17 protein-coding genes are annotated in these 16549 nt (G+C 61.4%); 5 read left to right on the forward strand and 12 right to left on the reverse strand.

The genetic code is table 11. The features are described from left to right. Position 1: 1 nt before the first annotated feature. Positions 2 to 937: a histone deacetylase family protein gene (locus J5J09_RS05150; RefSeq protein ID WP_208548612.1), complete on the reverse strand. Its 936-nt coding sequence runs from the start codon at positions 935 to 937 to the stop codon at positions 2 to 4. A 174-nt stretch (positions 938 to 1111) separates the two neighbouring features. Between J5J09_RS05150 and J5J09_RS05155 the strand changes: the two genes are divergently transcribed. Continuing rightward, positions 1112 to 1513 carry a thioesterase family protein gene (locus J5J09_RS05155; RefSeq protein WP_208548613.1) on the forward strand — a complete coding sequence of 134 codons (402 nt, stop codon included), beginning with the start codon at positions 1112 to 1114 and terminating at the stop codon, positions 1511 to 1513. Between the two features lie 7 nt (positions 1514 to 1520). Here the strand turns inward: J5J09_RS05155 and J5J09_RS05160 are convergent, their stop codons facing one another. The 3 genes from J5J09_RS05160 to J5J09_RS05170 are packed head-to-tail and all read right to left on the reverse strand — an operon-like array spanning position 1521 to position 3386. Continuing rightward, complete coding sequence (locus J5J09_RS05160; protein WP_208548614.1) at positions 1521 to 2075, reverse strand: biotin transporter BioY; 555 nt, start codon at positions 2073 to 2075, stop codon at positions 1521 to 1523. A 31-nt stretch (positions 2076 to 2106) separates the two neighbouring features. After that, positions 2107 to 2709 carry an energy-coupling factor transporter transmembrane protein EcfT gene (locus tag J5J09_RS05165; RefSeq protein ID WP_208548615.1) on the reverse strand — a complete coding sequence of 201 codons (603 nt, stop codon included), beginning with the start codon at positions 2707 to 2709 and terminating at the stop codon, positions 2107 to 2109. Beyond that, positions 2706 to 3386 carry an ABC transporter ATP-binding protein gene (locus J5J09_RS05170; protein WP_208548616.1) on the reverse strand — a complete coding sequence of 227 codons (681 nt, stop codon included), beginning with the start codon at positions 3384 to 3386 and terminating at the stop codon, positions 2706 to 2708. Before J5J09_RS05170 ends, J5J09_RS05165 begins: the two co-directional genes overlap by 4 nt. Positions 3387 to 3528: 142 nt before the next feature. Here J5J09_RS05170 and J5J09_RS05175 point away from each other — a divergent pair, with 142 nt between their 5' ends. Together J5J09_RS05175 and J5J09_RS05180 are read left to right on the forward strand one after the other, a co-directional pair. Then, a complete protein-coding gene (locus J5J09_RS05175; RefSeq protein ID WP_208548617.1) occupies positions 3529 to 4719 on the forward strand; it encodes a winged helix-turn-helix domain-containing protein in 1191 nt (396 codons plus the stop codon). Positions 4720 to 4864: 145 nt separating this feature from the next. After that, complete coding sequence (locus tag J5J09_RS05180; RefSeq protein ID WP_208548618.1) at positions 4865 to 5281, forward strand: hypothetical protein; 417 nt, start codon at positions 4865 to 4867, stop codon at positions 5279 to 5281. A 13-nt stretch (positions 5282 to 5294) separates the two neighbouring features. Here the strand turns inward: J5J09_RS05180 and ribB are convergent, their stop codons facing one another. The 3 genes from ribB to J5J09_RS05195 form a co-directional block, all read right to left on the reverse strand. Then, positions 5295 to 6395: a 3,4-dihydroxy-2-butanone-4-phosphate synthase gene (gene ribB / locus J5J09_RS05185; protein WP_208548619.1), complete on the reverse strand. Its 1101-nt coding sequence runs from the start codon at positions 6393 to 6395 to the stop codon at positions 5295 to 5297. A gap of 9 nt (positions 6396 to 6404) precedes the next feature. Further along, the gene (aroC, locus tag J5J09_RS05190; protein WP_208548620.1) at positions 6405 to 7499 is read right to left on the reverse strand and encodes a chorismate synthase; all 1095 of its coding nucleotides are present in this window, start codon (positions 7497 to 7499) and stop codon (positions 6405 to 6407) included. 132 nt (positions 7500 to 7631) lie between these two features. After that, a complete protein-coding gene (locus J5J09_RS05195) occupies positions 7632 to 10787 on the reverse strand; it encodes an EAL domain-containing protein (RefSeq protein ID WP_348646420.1) in 3156 nt (1051 codons plus the stop codon). Between the two features lie 279 nt (positions 10788 to 11066). Here J5J09_RS05195 and J5J09_RS05200 point away from each other — a divergent pair, with 279 nt between their 5' ends. Further along, positions 11067 to 11327, forward strand: coding sequence for a DUF1344 domain-containing protein (locus tag J5J09_RS05200; protein WP_208548621.1), 261 nt, complete (start codon positions 11067 to 11069; stop codon positions 11325 to 11327). Positions 11328 to 11347: 20 nt separating this feature from the next. Here J5J09_RS05200 and J5J09_RS05205 read toward each other — a convergent pair whose 3' ends face one another. The 4 genes from J5J09_RS05205 to J5J09_RS05220 all read right to left on the reverse strand — a co-directional run bounded on the left by J5J09_RS05205 (position 11348) and on the right by J5J09_RS05220 (position 14745). After that, on the reverse strand, positions 11348 to 11938 hold the full coding sequence (locus tag J5J09_RS05205) for a histidine phosphatase family protein (RefSeq protein WP_208548622.1): 591 nt from the start codon (positions 11936 to 11938) through the stop codon (positions 11348 to 11350). A 16-nt stretch (positions 11939 to 11954) separates the two neighbouring features. Beyond that, positions 11955 to 12773 (reverse strand): enoyl-ACP reductase FabI, encoded by an 819-nt coding sequence (gene fabI, locus J5J09_RS05210; RefSeq protein ID WP_208548623.1) that lies wholly within the window; start codon positions 12771 to 12773, stop codon positions 11955 to 11957. A gap of 121 nt (positions 12774 to 12894) precedes the next feature. Further along, on the reverse strand, positions 12895 to 14103 hold the full coding sequence (locus J5J09_RS05215) for a DnaJ C-terminal domain-containing protein (RefSeq protein WP_208548624.1): 1209 nt from the start codon (positions 14101 to 14103) through the stop codon (positions 12895 to 12897). A 189-nt stretch (positions 14104 to 14292) separates the two neighbouring features. Further along, entirely contained in the window at positions 14293 to 14745 is a 453-nt protein-coding gene (locus J5J09_RS05220; RefSeq protein ID WP_208548625.1) for an RT0821/Lpp0805 family surface protein, read from the reverse strand. A 64-nt stretch (positions 14746 to 14809) separates the two neighbouring features. On the opposite strand from J5J09_RS05220, the gene pdxH reads away from it, so the two are divergent. Further along, a complete protein-coding gene (gene pdxH, locus J5J09_RS05225; protein ID WP_208548626.1) occupies positions 14810 to 15430 on the forward strand; it encodes a pyridoxamine 5'-phosphate oxidase in 621 nt (206 codons plus the stop codon). A 9-nt stretch (positions 15431 to 15439) separates the two neighbouring features. Here the strand turns inward: pdxH and J5J09_RS05230 are convergent, their stop codons facing one another. Then, on the reverse strand, positions 15440 to 16477 hold the full coding sequence (locus J5J09_RS05230; RefSeq protein WP_208548627.1) for a polysaccharide deacetylase family protein: 1038 nt from the start codon (positions 16475 to 16477) through the stop codon (positions 15440 to 15442). Positions 16478 to 16549: the final 72 nt, after the last annotated feature.

A 16549-nucleotide genomic window follows, 5' to 3' on the forward strand; every position in this document is an offset into this window, starting at 1 on the left:
CTCAACCCTTCATCAGTCTCAGGATATGCAGGCCTGCCGATTCGGCGAGGCCCTCCAGATCATAGCCGCCTTCGAGTAGGCTGACGACCCGGTTATGGGCAAATCTGTCGGCGACTTCCATCAGTCGCCCCGTCGCCCAGTCGAAATCCTCGCCGACCAGATTGATCTGCGCCAGCGGATCGCGATGATGCGCGTCGAAGCCGGCCGAGATCAGGATCAGGTCGGGCGAGAAGTCGTTGAGCGCGGTCAGCACCCGAGATTTGAACGCCTCGCGGAAGTGATCCGAGCCGACATTGGGCGACAGCGGCGCGTTGACGATATTGTTCTTCACGCCTGTTTCGTCCCTGGCGCCGCTGCCCGGATAGAGCGGCATCTGGTGGGTCGAGCAGAACAGCACTGACGGGTCGTCCCAGAAGATGTCCTGGGTGCCGTTGCCGTGGTGTACGTCCCAGTCGACGATCGCGACCCGCTCGACACCATGGACGCGCTGCGCATGGCGGGCGGCGATCGCAACAGTGTTGAAGAAGCAGAACCCCATGGCCTTCGCCTTTTCGGCATGGTGTCCCGGAGGCCGGGCAGCCAGAAAAGCGTTGTCGGCCACGCCGGTCATCACGTCATCGACGGCTGCCATCGCGCCGCCGATCGCCGTCAGCGCCGCCTGCAGGCTTTTGGGAGAGGCATATGTATCGGCCTCGATCTGGTTGATCTCGCCCTCTTCTTCCGGGATTTGCCGCATCACCGAGAACAGATGTTCCTCCGGATGGGCGAGCGTCACCGCATCCTCGTTGGCTTGCGGCGCGTCCTTCCTGTCGAGCCCGGAAAAATGAGGATGTCCAAGCGCGACGTTGAGCGCTCGGATGCGGTCGATCCGCTCGGGATGCCCGGCCGGCGTCACGTGTTCGAGAAAGATCGGATGTTCGTAAAGGCGCGTCGTCATCGTCTATCCCTTGTGGGCCTTACCATAGGCAGCCGTTCCGGTGGGGTCTACTGGAGGTCGTTCCTGGCGGATATTTGTCAACAGATGCTGTCATCGGAACTTTTTTGACCTGCCCCTGTTCGGCGTTGATCGTTCGCCCTAGACTGCGGTCAATGGCTTAGCAGGGTTTTTTGCATGGAAGATGTAGAACGCGTCGAAACGAGCGAGGTTCGCATTCCCTATCGGGATATCGACCCGGACGGACGCATGCGCGCCGCCGCCTATGTCGATCATGCCGAAATGGCGCTGGCACATTTCTGGCGCTACCGGCCGCCGCTCGAGGACGAGCCCTTGTTCGTGACGAGCAAGGTGGAGTGCCGCATCTTCCAGCCGCTTTGCCTCGACGACAAGGTCCGCATGGTGGTGACCATCGACAAGATCGGTGGCAAGTCGATCGGCTTCAACGTCTCGATGGAGCGGGGCAGCACGACCGCCGCCGAGGTCGAATTGGTTCGCACCGCAGTCGAGCGCGACGGCGGCGAGCCGACGGGCCTTCCCGAGGACACGCGCGATTGGCTCTACAGCTACCTGAGGTAGGAGCGGGTCAAGCGCGGTGTGGCAGCAGCGGATAGCCGACCATCACCGTCCGTCCGGCGAGTGCCGCGATCACCGCCTTGATCAGGTCGCCCGGTATGAAAGCCATCGAACCGACGATTGCGTTCCGCAGGCCGACATGGAAGGCGAGAACGCCGATCCCGAGCAGATAGACGACGGCGATGCCACCGATGACCGCTGCCGCGAAGAACCCGACGGTTTGCGTCGCCGGCGAGATGGCCCGACCGAACCGTTCCGCGATCAGCCCGGTGACAAAGGCGCCGGGAACCCAGCCGAGGAGGAACCCGACCGTCGGTCCGGCGAACACCGCGAGCCCGCCGCGGCCGCCCGACAGCACCGGAAGCCCGATGACCACCAGCAGGATGACCAGCAGAGCCGCCAGAGCGCCGCGCCGGGCGCCGAGGATGACGCCAGCGAGCATGACGCCCAGCGTCTGCAGCGTGATCGGCACGGGAATGAAACCGAGCGTGATAGGCGGCATCAGTCCGAGTGCCACGATGATGGCGGCAAACAGCGAAACGAGTACGAGGTCGCGGGTTTTCATGGCATCCCCCTGAAACAGTCTTGTCGGTCGTTCATCGCTTGCGAATGCCCCGCGCGTCAATGGCGTCGGCAACCTTATCCGCATCGCGCAGCGTCAGGATGATCAGCGGACCGAGAAGCGTCAGCGGTTTCGATTTCAGTCCGCGAGCCTGGTGGGCAAGCTTCAGCGCGTCGTAGCGGGAGACGATATCGGGAAGGAACCGGATAACAAGACCGACGGCAAGTCCGATATCGTCGGCGCGTACAAGGCCGAGGCTTTCGAGCGGACGCGCGGCCATCGTGATCGCGGCGATGAAGTCGCCGATCGGCGTGGTTGCCGTGACGGTCGCGGCCGCAAAAACGAGCGCTGTGAGACGCAGCACCGTGACCAGTGCATCGTCGAGCGAGACGAAGACGAGATTGAAGAGAGCGACGATCGTCACGGTCAGCAGGACGAAGGTCAGCGGTGCGATCGCGGACCGTAACCGCTGTCCTAGGCCGAAATAGGATGCGCCGGCCAAGAGCAGACCGAGGCCGAGCCAAGGCACCTCGCGCGTGAGGAACAGAAGAACACCGAAGACCATGAGCGCGGCGATCTTCGCACCGGCGGGCATCCGGTAGAGCAGGCCCCGACCCTCGACATAAAGTGTTCTCATCGGCGCGCGATCTCCCGGTAACGCTGTATCGCCTCCAGTGGCTCGCCATCGAAGGCAAGTGCGCCTCTGTCGAATACCAGCACGCGATCGAACCCCTCGACTAGGGCAAGGTCGTGGCTGATGACGATCGCCATGCTGTCCAGTCCGGCGACCGCCCGTTCCACCTGCGCCCGGTTTTTCAGGTCCAACTGGTTGGTCGGTTCGTCGAAGATCACGACATCGGGCTCCGTGACCAGCACCGCGGCCAGCGCCGCCAGCTGCAGTTCGCCCCCGGAGAGCTCGTGCGGCCGCCGCGCCTGCAAATGAGCGATGCCGAGCTTGGAGAGAACGGCCTCGACCTTCTCCACGATTTCTGCCTTTCCGAACCCCTTGCCCTTAAGCCCAAGAGCAACGTCGTCGCCGATGATCGGCAGGACGATCTGGTTCGCCGGATGCTGGAATATGAAACCAGTCCTGCCGCGCAGCGCTTCCGCGTCGACCACAGTGTCCAGACCCGCCAAGAGCACGCGCCCCTTTGTCGGCTGCGAAAGTCCCACGATCAGCCGGGCGAAGCTCGTCTTCCCTGAACCGTTGAGCCCGATCACCCCGATGCGGCGTTCCACAAGCGTCAGGGAGAGCGGTTCGAGGGCGGTGTGACGATCGTAGGTCAGCGTGGCGGCATCGAACGTGATGTTCAAGCGGAATATCCCTTCTTTCTCGCTGTCTTCCTATGACCTGTCGCAGGGGCAGTCAAACCAACCAAATGCCGGGGTTCCGGCACGAAACAGGAAGCGCTGCCAACAGGTTGAACATATCGGGAACATGGGGTAGCGTCCGGGTATGGCGATTCCGATTTCGAATGCTCACGCGCGACGTATCTTTATGGAACGACAGGGATTGTCGCGACCACCCCAGCGAAGCCTCGGGGCGGCTGAACTCTACCAGCTCATCCACGATCTCGGCTTCGTCCAGCTCGACAGCATTCAATGGGTGGAGCGCGCGCATCACCACATCCTGTTCACTCGCAATCAGACCTACAGGCCGGATCATTTGTCGCCACTTGTCGAGCGGGATCGCCTTCTGTTTGAGCACTGGACGCATGACGCCTCCTTCATTCCGAGCGCTTTCTTCCCCTATTGGAAGCATCGTTTCGCGCGGGAGGAGGCACGTATCCGGGCCAGCTGGCAGAAATGGCAGGGCGACCGCTTCGACGAGAAGAGTTTCGAGGAGACCTTGTCCCACATCACCGAGCGCGGGCCACTGCTGGCGCGAGACCTCAAGTCGGACGACCACAAGTCGGGCGGCTGGTGGAACTGGCATCCCAGCAAGACCGCGTTGGAATTTCTCTGGCACACCGGCAGACTTGCCATCAGTGCCCGGGAGAACTTCCAGAAGGTCTACGATCTCTCCGAGCGCGTCATCCCCGCGGAACACCATGGTGCCGAGGTCGACCAAGTCACCTTTGTGGATTGGGCCTGCCGCGAGGCCCTCAAGCGCCTCGGTTTTGCGACCCATGGTGAACTCGCTGCTTTCTTCGATCTGGTGACGCCGGAGGAAGCCAAGCAATGGGTGTCGGATCATCGCGACGAGCTGGCGGAGGTTTTGATCGAGACGGTCGACGGCAAGCCGCGCGCCTCCTTTTCCTTCGTGGCCGATCTGGACAGGCTGCTGGATGCACCGGAACCGCCGGCACGGGTGCGCACGCTCAGTCCCTTCGATCCCCTGATCCGCGATCGCAACCGGACAGAACGGCTGTTCGGTTTCTTCTATCGTATCGAAATCTACGTCCCGGAGCCGAAGCGGCAGTATGGCTACTATGTCTTTCCGATGCTGGAAGGGGACCGCATCATCGGCCGCGTCGATATGAAGGCGGATCGCAAAGCCGGGGTGCTCGACGTGCGGCGGCTCTGGCTGGAAACCGGTGTTCGTGCATCTTCCGGTCGGATTGAGAAGGTAGAGGGCGAGCTTGCACGTGTCGCGCGGTTCGCCGGCCTGGACAGTGTACGGTTACAGGATGGTTGGCTGGGTTGAGGCGGGTGCTTGCCTCCCCGTTTCATTCCATTATTCCTTGCTTCATCGAAACCGTTCGGAGGACGTCCCGGTGCGCCGCTTCTTGTGCTCTTTGTTTTTCGTGCTGGCGGGAGCGTTGCCGCTTCGCGCTGCCGGGGAAGGCGTCGTGATCAAGCCTTCGGGTTTGTCCCCCGTCACCATGGGGATGACAGTCGAGGCGGCGAAAGCAGCGCTCTCGGACTTCCTCATCCCCGATGAAATCGACGAGGCCTGCTTCCTCGCGGCGACGAGCGCGCCAGAGATGGATATGATGTTCGAGGACGGAACGCTCACACGCATCTACGTGATCGATCCGTCGATCAGGACAGAGAAAGGCGTGCATGTCGGCAGCAGCGAAGAAGAGGTCAGGGCTGCCTACGGCGAGGCTTTGAAGATCGAGGTCGGCTTCTACGACGAGACCACCAATGTCATGACATATCTGGACGGCGAAAACGGTCTTGTCTTCGAGACCGACGGGATGTCGGTAATAACGATCAGTGCGGGCACAAGAGCCGCCCTCCAATACGTGGAAGGCTGCTCTTGAGGAATCCGTGCTCTTACGCGATTTCCGTGCCGCTGATGCGGATGCCGAATCCCTCAAGGCCCACATAGTGCCGTTCGCGCGACGCGTAGAGTTTGATTGATGTGACACCGAGATCCTTGAGGATCTGCGCGCCGAGACCGATCTCCAGCCATTCGCTCTCGCGCGCCTGGGCCTCCTGGTGTGCTTCGCGGTCGAACTTGCCAGCACGGGCAGTCGTAGACGCGCCGACACCCACCGATCCCTCACGAAGATAGACGATGACGCCGCGGCCCGCTTCGGCGATCCGCTTCATGATCGCCTCGATCTGTCGATCCTTTCCGAACACATCCTTGCCGACATGCTCTAGGTGCAGACGCACCGGAATGTCCTCTCCGTCCCTGATATCGCCGAAGACAAGAGCGAGATGCTGCATCGGATCCCAGGGCAGCGAATAGGCATGCGCCTTGGCCCGACCATAGGGCGTTTCGACATCGAAGCTCGAAGCAAGCTGGATCAGCGTTTCCTTGCGCTGACGGTAGGCGATGAGGTCAGCGACCGAAACCTGCTTCAGCCCGTGTTTTTCGGCAAAGGCCGTAACCTGCGGCCCCCGGGTGACCGTGCCGTCGTCATTGACGAGTTCGCATATGACGCCAACGGGTGGCAGCCCGGCGAGTTTGCACAGATCGACTGCGGCCTCGGTATGGCCTGAGCGCATCAGCACGCCGCCCTCCCTGGCGACCAGCGGAAAGATATGGCCCGGGCGCACGAAATCGGCCGCCCCGCTGTTCGGATTGGCAAGGTTGCGAACCGTCAGCGTCCGATCGTCGGCAGAGATGCCCGTCGTCGTTCCATGCTTGAAATCGACCGACACCGTGAAGGCTGTCGTGTGGGCACTGTCGTTTTCCGCCACCATGGCGGTCAGGTTGAGACGCTTGGCTTCTTCCCGGGGCATTGGCGCACACACGATGCCGGAGGTGTGGCGGACGATGAATGCCATTTTCTCGGCGGTGCAATGGACGGCCGCGACGATCAGGTCGCCCTCGTTTTCGCGGTCGTCATCATCCGTCACCACGACGATCTCGCCGGCCTCAAAGGCACGGATGGCGTCGACGACGCGTTTCTGGTCATAGGCCATTGGCAAACCTCACTTCAGGCGGCCGGTCTGGCCGCGATCTCTCAGATAATGGTCCGCCAGGATGCAAGCCAGCATCGCCTCACCGACAGGTACCGCGCGGATTCCGACACAGGGGTCGTGGCGGCCCTTGGTGCGGACGTCGACATTCTTGCCATCAGCATCGATCGACTTTCGTTCCGTGAGAATGGAGGAGGTCGGCTTGATCGCGAAACGCGCCACGATGGGTTCGCCCGTCGAGATCCCGCCGAGAATGCCGCCGGCATGGTTCGAGAGGAACAGCGGCTTTCCGTCATTGCCCATGCGCATTTCGTCGGCGTTTTCCTCACCGGTGATCGAGGCCGATTCGAAACCGTTGCCGATCTCCACACCCTTGACGGCGTTGATCGACATCAGTCCCGCGGCGATCTCCTGATCGAGTTTGCCGTAGATCGGCGCGCCAAGACCGGCCGGCACACCTTCGGCCACCACCTCGATCACAGCCCCCACGGAGGAGCCGGCTTTTCTGATCTCATCGAGATAAGCTTCCCAGACGGGAACGATGGCAGCATCCGGAGCGAAGAACGGGTTATTGTTCACCTCGTCCCAGTCCCAGTTGTTTCGGTCGATCTTGTGCTTGCCGATCTGCACAAGCGCGCCGCGGATCGTTACGTTGGGCAAGACGAGCCGTGCAATGCCGCCAGCGGCCACACGGGCTGCTGTCTCACGCGCGGAGGAGCGCCCGCCGCCGCGATGGTCGCGGACGCCATATTTTACGTCATAGGTGTAGTCGGCATGTCCGGGACGGTACTGCCGCGCGATCTCGCCATAGTCTTTCGAGCGCTGGTCGGTGTTCTCGATCATCAGCGAAATGGGCGTGCCGGTGGAAACGAGGCTGCCATCCTCTTGCGGCATGACACCGGAAAGAACCTTGACGAGATCGGCCTCGCGCCGCTGCGTCACGAAGCGCGACTGGCCGGGTTTGCGCCGGTCGAGCCACACCTGCAGGTCCTCCGGCGTGAAACGGAGACCGGGCGGGCAGCCATCGACAACGGCGCCGAGCGCGGGGCCGTGGCTTTCGCCCCAGGTGGTGACGCGGAACAGGTGACCGAAGGTATTGTGCGACATCGCGTTTATGACCGGCTGCGGAGCGTCTTTGCCCCTCTGTTTTCAAGCGGGCACACTCTTACGGGAAAGCCGGACGGCGGGAAAGCCCTTCCTGTGCATCCACGCAGGACACGCTGTTCACCGGTCGACGGATCAGGACGCCTTCGGCAGCACGGTCGTATTGGCGAGTTCGACAAACTCGTCGAACGACAGCGGCTTGGCGAATGCGAATCCCTGCAGGATGTCGCATCCGAGTTCTCGAAGCAGATGCGCGTGTTGCGGTGTTTCCACCCCTTCCGCCACCGACTCGATACCCAGCGAGCGGGCGATGTCGATGATCGAGCGCACCAGCGTCCGTTCCTGAGGAGAGTCGAGGATCGGCATCACAAGCTGCCGGTCGATCTTCAGCCGCTTGGGCTTGAGCTTCAGCAGGCTGACGATGGAGGTGTGGCCGGTGCCGAAATCGTCAATTTCGATGTCGATCCCCAGCGCTTTGATCCGTTCGATGTTGTGGACGGTGACATCGTCGCTGTCATCGAGAAAGATCGATTCCACCAGTTCGAAGCAGATTTCCCCGGGAGACAGGGCAAGCCCTGTCAGGCTGTCGATCAGCGCCTCGTCGTGAAGGCGCTTGGATGACACGTTGACGGAGATCTTCGGTAGCATGATGCCGCGTGCTGTCAGACGCATCTTGTCCCGGAGGGCAAGTTCCAGCACGAGCTGATCGATGCGTGCCATGACGTTGAGTTCTTCGGCCGTCTTCAGGAACGCGCCAGAGGGCAGCACACCGCGTTCCGGGTGATTCCACCGAACCAAAGCCTCCGCTCCGGTCATATGCATCGTGCTGGCGTCATATTGCGGCTGATACCAGACGGTGAATTCGTCGCGCTCCAGTCCCGCCAGCATTTCATCGGCCATGCGCTTGCTGTTGACGATGTTCGCTTGCAGTTCGTGGGTGAAGAACTGGAAGCCGTTTCGGCCCTTTTCCTTTGCCTGGTAAAGCGCGATGTCGGCGTTCACGAGGATCTTTCGAGCGTCGATATGCGTGCCGTGAGCCTGGGCGATGCCGATCGAGACGCCGCAGCGGCATTGGAAACCCTCGAAATCGACCGGGCGGCTCATTTCCTCGATGATGCGCGAAGAGAGTGCGGCAAGCGCGTCCGGGCCTGATGTCTCCGTCGCCAGGATGACGAATTCGTCGCCGCCGATCCGCGCGACGATGTCTCCCCGCCTGACGTGGCGCATCAGAACTTGCGACGCGTGCACCAGCATCGCATCGCCCGCGGCATGTCCCAGGGTGTCGTTGATCGTCTTGAACCGGTCGAGGTCGAGATGCAGGATCGCGAACTTGATGCGGCGCGATTGGCTTTCTCGTGACAGGGCATCAAGCTCCATGTCGATCTTGCGGCGATTGCCAAGTGAGGTCAGAGGGTCGTGCAGCGAGTTGTATTCGATGCGCGCCTTCGTCAGCTCCAGTTCAATATTGCGGGCGTCAGCCTCCTCCTTGGCAACCTTCAATTCCTCCGTCAGGAGCACGTCGGCAGTCACATCGAAGGCTATCCCGATGATTTTCTGGTTTCCGTCGCGACCCGTGTGCACCTGGCCGACGGACCGGACGTAGCGGAAATCCCCATCGGGCAGCAGGATGCGCTGGATGCTCTGCAGGGTGGTATGGCGGCGGATCGCCTGGTTGGTCGTATCAAGCACGGATCGGCGGTCGTCCGGATGGATGCAGCCCAGCCACTGCTCTTCCGTCACGCGCTCGGCGCTGAAGGGGAGACCGTACAACTGATGCATGCGCTCGTCCCAGATGGCACCGCCATTGGTCAGGTCCGCTTCCCAGATGCCGCAATTATAGGAGGCGAGGGCGAGATCGAACTTGTGCGACAGCTCGGCCAGCTCATGTTCCCGGCTCGACAGTTCGTCCAGCGCCAGCTCAAGCTCGGCGTTCTTGATGTCGCTGGTTTCCTTGGCGTTCTGCAGGTCACGGTTCATCAGCACGTCTGATGTCACGTCCCAGACGATGCCGGTAAACTTCGTCTTGAAATCGGGGGTGGTCGAGCAGGAACTGACGAGCCGGAGATGGCGGATCGAGCCGTCTTCCAGCCTCACCCGGTAGATGATGTCCAGAATCTGGTTCTCTCCGGCCTTGCGGAGAAAGCGGAAGGAATCGTCGACGAATTTCATGTCGTCCGGATGGACTGCCTGTTGCCAGTCCGAGATACGGTTGACGCTTTCCTTGTCACAAGGAGCGCAGCCGTGAAGTTGCGAGCTGCGGTCGTCCCAGTAAAGTCTATGTTCCGGCTCCCACGCTTCCCAGACGCCGATACTTGCGGCGTTCATGGCGAGGTCGAACCGCTGCGACAGCTCGACCAGCTTCTCTTCGCGCGTGCGCAGCGTGGCGATGTTGCGGTTCCGCTCTCCGAGAAGCAGCGTTGCGAAGAAGATCGGCACGATCAGCATCAGCGAGGTTGCCGCTACAAAAACGCGGAAGGATATTTTTGCCGGATTTTGGACGTCCCAGCCGCCGGCGGGGACGGCAATGATCTGCCATTTACCCCCCGGAACAGGAATCTCGCGAACCACCGGCGCGAGGGATTGAGGCACATCCGGACCATGGATCATCGTCACCTTGCCATCGTCGGCTATCTGCCGGATCGTCAGCACGAGATCGACACCATCCGCCGCCGACCGCTCCGCAAGGGAAGTCAGGCCAACGGCCTTCATCAAATCATCCTTGTGCAGCGTTAGAGCGAGCGCGCCCCAGTCCTGCTTGGACGTGCTGTCGCCTAGGGTCATCGGGACGGCAAGCGAGAGAAAGCCGCTCGGATCATACTTCATCGATGCTGAGGTCGATCCGTTGTCGCGAGCCGCTTTCAGTTCATCGATGTGTTGGCGGGTCAGCGCGCGGGTGTCGCCCTTGAGATCGGGAGCCGGTCTCACCGAGTGCAAGCCGTAGCCGGGCGCAAGTCCCACCGAGGCGATGTGATCGTGCCGCTCCATCAGCCGGTCGGCCATTTCGCTCAGGTCATCGAGGCTCGTGTCCGCGCGTGTGCGCAATGTGTCTCTCAGCTGTTCGGCGGCTGCAAGGTCGGCCGACAATCGATGTTCGACCGCCGCGGCAACCATGGTCACATCCTTGCCGATCATATCGATGAGCGTGGCGCGGTTCGCATCGCTGTTTTTCTGATCGAGATGAAAGGCCGCGCCGATGATCGCAAGCGCGGCGAGGACGGCGCCGGTGAACATCACCAGCGAACGGGCGCGCGTGCCCGGAGCTTGATCTTTTCCCGATAGTGTCAGTCTCACTCGTGATCGCCCCCGATGCCCTTGTATTTCAGAGGTAATTCTTCGCGGTTAATTTATGATTGAATGGACTGGCGACGCGTCAGGCATCGCCTCCAAAAAGGCATTATCCGGGGAAAAACAGCCGTGCCCTGCTGCCCGTCTTCGCGTCCGGCTTGATTGCGAGGCGTAATCCGGTCATCAATCTCGGAACTGTCATGTTTGCGAGCAACTTTCGCCGTATTTGGGAGGATAGTTTTGTTGAGCCGTTCGTTTCTCTCGATAACTGCCAGGGTTGTTCACATGCGACTGATGATTTCCGTGCTTCTGGCAATTGCCGGTCTTCTTTCCCCGCTGCACGCCAACGCCGAAAGCGCGGATGTGGAGGCCCGGATCAGGAATGTCGATGTCAATGGTCTCAGCCTGACGCTTGAAGATGGCAAGACCTACGCTGTCCCCGAAGAATTCAACTTCGAAGGCCTGGAAGCCGGTGTGAACGTCATCGTGTTCTATACCGAGGTCGACGGAAAGCGTGTGGTCGATGATCTGGAGATCATCCAGTAACGACAGTGTTTACCGGCCTGTCACAGCCAGCTGGTGATGCCGTTGTCGCGGTCTATTTTCAGAATACGATCCTGGGGAATATTCATCTCGCAGGCGTCGTCGGCGGGTCGTCCATCGACGAGTTTCATGACGGTGCGCATGACCCCGCCATGGGCAACGCAGATGGTCGGCCGGGACACCTCGCCGAGCCACGCGCCTACGCGCCATGACAGGATTTCATAGCTCTCCGCGTCCGTTCCAGGCGGAATGAAGTCCCATTTACCTGCGGCCCGCGCAGCGATCTTGTCTGGAAACTCCAGTGCCAGCTCGTGGAAGGTATGACCCTCCCAGTCGCCAAAGCTGATTTCCTTCAGCCGGCCGTCGGTTCGGTAGGCAAGGGGAGGCAGGCCCATTGCCGACCGTAGCAACTCCATCGTCTCGCGTGTCCGCGACAGAGGCGATGCCACGAAATCATAGTCGGCTGCCGCGTCCCCGATCAGCGACGCGAGCATTTCACCATTGCCGGTCGCCTGACCGCGACCGGTGTCGTTGAGCGGGATGTCGTGTTGCCCCTGGAAGCGCCCTTCGGCATTCCAATCGGTTTGCCCGTGGCGGATCATGTAGATGAGCACGGGACCTCCGGGCCACTCACTCCTTGACGACGGAGATGTCAGGCGCGTCCACCGCCTTCATGCCGACCGTGTGATAGCCGGAATCGACATGGTGCACTTCGCCGGTGACCCCGGTGGAAAGATCGGACAAAAGATAGACGCCCGACTTGCCGACTTCCTCGATCGACACCGTGCGCTTCAGCGGTGCGTTGTATTCGTTCCACTTGAGGATATAGCGGAAATCGCCGATGCCGGAGGCGGCCAGCGTCTTGATCGGACCGGCCGAGATCGCGTTGACGCGAATGCCGCGGCCGCCCATGTCGACCGCGAGATAGCGCACCGACGCCTCGAGCGCCGCCTTGGCGACACCCATGACGTTGTAGTGCGGCATGACCTTTTCGGCGCCGTAATAGGTGAGCGTCAGCAGCGAACCGCCGTCATTCATGATCGCTTCGGCGCGATTTGCAACGGCCGTGAAGGAATAGACCGAGATATCCATCGACTTCGCGAAGTTTTCGCGGCTGGTGTCGATGTAGCGGCCTGTTAGCTCGTCCTTGTCGGAAAATGCGATCGCGTGAACGACGAAGTCGATCTTGCCCCATGCCTTTTCGACATTCGCGAAGACCTCGTCAATCGTCGCCAGGTCGGTAACGTCGCAATGGCCGGCCATAAGCGCGTCCAGTTCCTGCGCCAGCGGCTCGACGCGCTTCTTCAGAGCATCGCCCTGCCAGGTCAGCGCAATTTCCGCGCCCGCTTCGCGACAGGCCTTGGCAATCCCCCATGCGATGGAACGATTGTTGGCGACACCCATGATGACGCCGCGCTTGCCTGCCATCAGACCAGAACTCTGGGCCATTCCATGCTCCTTGATGCTTTTAATCAAGTCTGCCTATGGCATAGCCGGCACGGGCGTTCAAGCTGCCGCGGATCATCTACTGTTTGGTGGCGTAACAAAGGGTGTATCTGTCATCAAACCGTTATAAAAACAGGCCTTCACGCATCAGGCGCATGAGATCGGTGACCTTTTCGTCGGGCTTTTCCCACAGGAGAACCCTGACCTCCACCAACAGGTTGCCGCGTCCGCCCTGGCCGTCCGGCAAGCCCTTGCCCTCGATGGTCAGTATCTGGTCCGATCCGGACCAGGCGGGCACTGTCAGCTCAATAGGACCTTCGGGACCCTCAACCGACGTTTCGCATCCGAGAACCGCGTTTTCGAGTGTCACCGGCAGAACGGTACGGATATCCAGCCCATCGACGCGGAATTTCTCCGACTTCAAGACCTTGAGCGTGACGACGACATCGCCGCGCTGCATGCCGTTGAGCTTGAGCCCTTGACCCTTGACGCGGACGGTATCGCCATCGGTGAGGCCCCCTTCGAGCGGCACGCGAATGTCCCGGCCATCCGAAAGGGTCGCGGTGATGGAGACGGTGTTGATCAGGTCATCGATCGCGACGGTCGCATCAATGAACAGATCTGGCGCCTTCTCCGGCGGCGGCTGAACCCCGCGCAGCCTCCGCACGAGCGAGGTAATCAGTTCGAACGGGCCGAGCGGGCGGGCGCTGCCCTCGGTGGAGCCATCGCCCTCCGTAGCGTCCTGCGTTCCCTCGCCATCGCGGCGCATGTTGTCAGCCGCGGCTTGCGCCTCCGGCGATGCGCCAAAAATCCGGGACACCACGTCTTCCGGGCTTTCGGACTTTTCAGCCTGCGGCGCCTCGGTCTTGGCTGAAGAGGGCTTTGCCTGAGGCTGGTGCTGAGGCTTCTGCCCCGCATTCGGTGAGGGCGATTGGGTAGACGACTGGGCGGCCTGCATGGCAGCCTGCGTCGCCTTGTCAGCCTTGGCCTTCTCCGCTTCGGCTTTTGCCAACTCGGCAAGGATGCGCTCGGCGTTGGCCTTGGCGACCTTCGCCCGTTCGGCGGCTTCGCGCGCGGCTTCGCGCTGCTGCATGATCGTCTGTTCGCGTGCCCGCGCTTCGGCCATCAGACGCTGCTTGTCGTAGCGGCTGCGCTTGCTTGGGTCCTTCAACACCTCGTAGGCCCTCCCGACCTCGGCGAACCGTTGGGTTGCGTGCGGGTCTTCCCGGTTCTGGTCCGGGTGAACGGATTTGGCCTTGGCGCGCCAGGCCGCCTTGATTTCCTCGGCGTCTGCATCCCGCTTTACGCCGAGGATAGAATAAGGATCACGCATCAAAGATCACCGACTGAAAACATGACTGGCGTGCAGGATCATCTGCCGCGCCCGATCTTGAACCCACTGCGCCGCTTGCCATCCGCGGACGTCCCATTCCGCGGATCATGACAACAACTTGCTAATTAGAGGTTACGGCCGTTGTCGCCGCTCGGGCGGCTTTGACCCGTTTTGCGACAGCACCGGCGATCAGCGTTCGCGATCGAAGGCGAGCAGGTTCCACTTGCCGTCGCCGGTCATGCAAGTCTTGCCGTCGAACCTTGCTATGCCGTCATAGGCGTGACGGGTCGTGGTGAATTCGCGGCAAACCGTCGTGCCGTCTCGATTCTCGCGGATCACGCTGATGACGCCCGCGCTGCCCGTCGCGGCGTTGGCCCATGGAAGCGGATTCGCGCCGACCTTCTCGAGGTCCGCCGAGGAAACGGCATTCTGTACCGTGATCTCGTCCGTGCTTCCGCCCGGGCGGCCCTTGGCGACAGTGCTGGTGGAGATCGACCGATCGACCTTCTCGCCCCCGAAAAGATCTAGCCCCCCGCCGACGCAGCCGCTCAGGGATAGGCCGATGGCGGCTAAGGCAGGTAGGACGCGAAGCCGCATCTTGAACCCCTTTGTGTCGTCATTCGACTTTGCTATGTCTTCCAAGGCATCCAGTCCAGTCGTACGAGGCCGGGCATCCAGAATGTCGTTCAGGAGCAATTGAATCAATATGTCGGACTCATTGTTAACAACTGGTGACTTTACGGAAGAGAACGAGCCTTTCGCACTCTTCGGGTCCTGGTTGAAGGATGCCGAAGCCTCGGAACCAAACGATCCAAATGCGGTGGCGGTTGCAACCGTCGACGAAAACGGTCTGCCGAACGTCAGGATGGTTCTGCTCAAGGGCTTTGATGCCAGGGGCTTCGTCTTCTACACCAATTTCGAAAGCCAGAAGGGACGTGAAATCCTTGGCCAGAAGAAGGCGGCCATGTGTTTTCACTGGAAATCGCTGCGACGCCAGGTGCGTCTGCGCGGCGACGTGGAGGTTGTGAGCGACGCTGAAGCCGACGAGTACTTTAGCTCCCGGCCGGTCGGCAGCCGTATCGGCGCCTGGGCCTCGAAACAGTCGCGCCCGCTCGAAGGCCGTTTTGCGCTCGAAAAGGCGGTGGCAGAATACACCGCTCGCTACGCTATCGGCGATATTCCGAGGCCTCCGCATTGGTCGGGCTTCCGAATCAAGCCTGTGTCGATCGAGTTCTGGCATGATCGCAAGTTCAGGCTGCATGACCGGATTGAATTCCGCCGGGACACGCCGGATGGCGACTGGAACAAGGTGCGCATGTACCCCTGAGGGTGTCGCTCAGCCGCCCGTCAGCTTGAACGGAATGCCGCTTGCAAGTGCCGAGACATAGCGTGCCTTCTGGAAATGGCCGTTGAGAGAAATCCGCGGCAGTGCGATGACCCGATTGACGTCAGTTGCACTCAGCGTTCCAGGCCGGGTGGTGACCGCCACGTCAAAGCCGCATCCGCCCGCGGTCGCGATCGTTGTGTCGCTGACGCTGCGGCCATCACCATAGGGATAAGCGAAGGTGGTCGGGCGTGTGCCTGTGATGGACGCGACGTAGTCGGCCGAGTCTGCAAGCTCGGACGTCACCTCGTTTTCCGCAAGGACGGCAAGCGCGCGGTGACTGACGGTATGTGCGCCCAAGCTCGCGAGCGGTTCTGCCGCCAGGGCTCGAAGCTCGTTTGCATCCATCACCAGGTTCTTCGTCAGCGCGCCGGCATCGATCCCACGTTCCGTTGCCAGGGAAACCAGTCTTGCGGTCGCATCCGCCTCGTCGTTGCTAGTGATCGCCTGACCGATCGCGGAGGCCGCTGCATATCGTTCGGCGAGCGTTCCCAGAGGATACCGGCGCATGCCGTCGCCACTGTCGAATTCCAGCGGTCCATCCTGGTTGACGAGCTTTTCGAGGATTTCCCACCACAAGACATGGGTACGTTCGGAAAAGCCCTTGCAGACGAAGACGGTGAACGGCACGCCGTGGCGCTGGAAGACGGGGAGGGCATGCTCGGCATTGTCGCGAAACCCGTCATCCAGCGTGAAGACCGCGAACGGAGCATCGCTGCTGCCGGACATCAGGATCTGCGGAACGTCCTCAAGCCGCACGAACCTGTATCCGTCGGCCTTGAGACTTTGGATCGCCATGTCCAGGAATTCGGGTGTGATTTCGAGATGGGCGTTGATCGGCGCCTGCCGAGGCATGTATGGCCGCACGTGATGGAGCGTGAAGACGGCGCCGCGTCCGCGCGCGCCTGAGAGAAGGCGCAGGCTTTGCAATATGTAGGCGGCCTCCAGCCCACCCGTGATGACGGCGCGCTTGACCTGGTTTTTCAGCATGGCTGTCGTTCCCCGTTGGCCGCATCCTTCGCGCGCGGCTGCCTCGTTCGTCGCGCGGAACGATAGTCGCGA

The organism is Ciceribacter sp. L1K22 (genome assembly GCF_017599385.1).
GTDB lineage: Bacteria > Pseudomonadota > Alphaproteobacteria > Rhizobiales > Rhizobiaceae > Allorhizobium.

Excerpts from the sequence above, each read along its gene's own strand:
- J5J09_RS05150 (WP_208548612.1), bottom strand. The coding sequence starts at position 937 with ATGACGACGCGCCTTTACGAACATCCGATCTTTCTCGAACACGTGACG.
- J5J09_RS05165 (WP_208548615.1), bottom strand. The coding sequence starts at position 2,709 with ATGAGAACACTTTATGTCGAGGGTCGGGGCCTGCTCTACCGGATGCCC.
- J5J09_RS05160 (WP_208548614.1), bottom strand. The coding sequence starts at position 2,075 with ATGAAAACCCGCGACCTCGTACTCGTTTCGCTGTTTGCCGCCATCATC.
- pdxH (WP_208548626.1), top strand. The coding sequence starts at position 14,810 with ATGTCGGACTCATTGTTAACAACTGGTGACTTTACGGAAGAGAACGAG.
- J5J09_RS05155 (WP_208548613.1), top strand. The coding sequence starts at position 1,112 with ATGGAAGATGTAGAACGCGTCGAAACGAGCGAGGTTCGCATTCCCTAT.
- J5J09_RS05175 (WP_208548617.1), top strand. The coding sequence starts at position 3,529 with ATGGCGATTCCGATTTCGAATGCTCACGCGCGACGTATCTTTATGGAA.
- J5J09_RS05230 (WP_208548627.1), bottom strand. The coding sequence starts at position 16,477 with ATGCTGAAAAACCAGGTCAAGCGCGCCGTCATCACGGGTGGGCTGGAG.
- fabI (WP_208548623.1), bottom strand. The coding sequence starts at position 12,773 with ATGGCCCAGAGTTCTGGTCTGATGGCAGGCAAGCGCGGCGTCATCATG.
- ribB (WP_208548619.1), bottom strand. The coding sequence starts at position 6,395 with ATGGCCTATGACCAGAAACGCGTCGTCGACGCCATCCGTGCCTTTGAG.
- aroC (WP_208548620.1), bottom strand. The coding sequence starts at position 7,499 with ATGTCGCACAATACCTTCGGTCACCTGTTCCGCGTCACCACCTGGGGC.
- J5J09_RS05200 (WP_208548621.1), top strand. The coding sequence starts at position 11,067 with ATGCGACTGATGATTTCCGTGCTTCTGGCAATTGCCGGTCTTCTTTCC.
- J5J09_RS05215 (WP_208548624.1), bottom strand. The coding sequence starts at position 14,103 with ATGCGTGATCCTTATTCTATCCTCGGCGTAAAGCGGGATGCAGACGCC.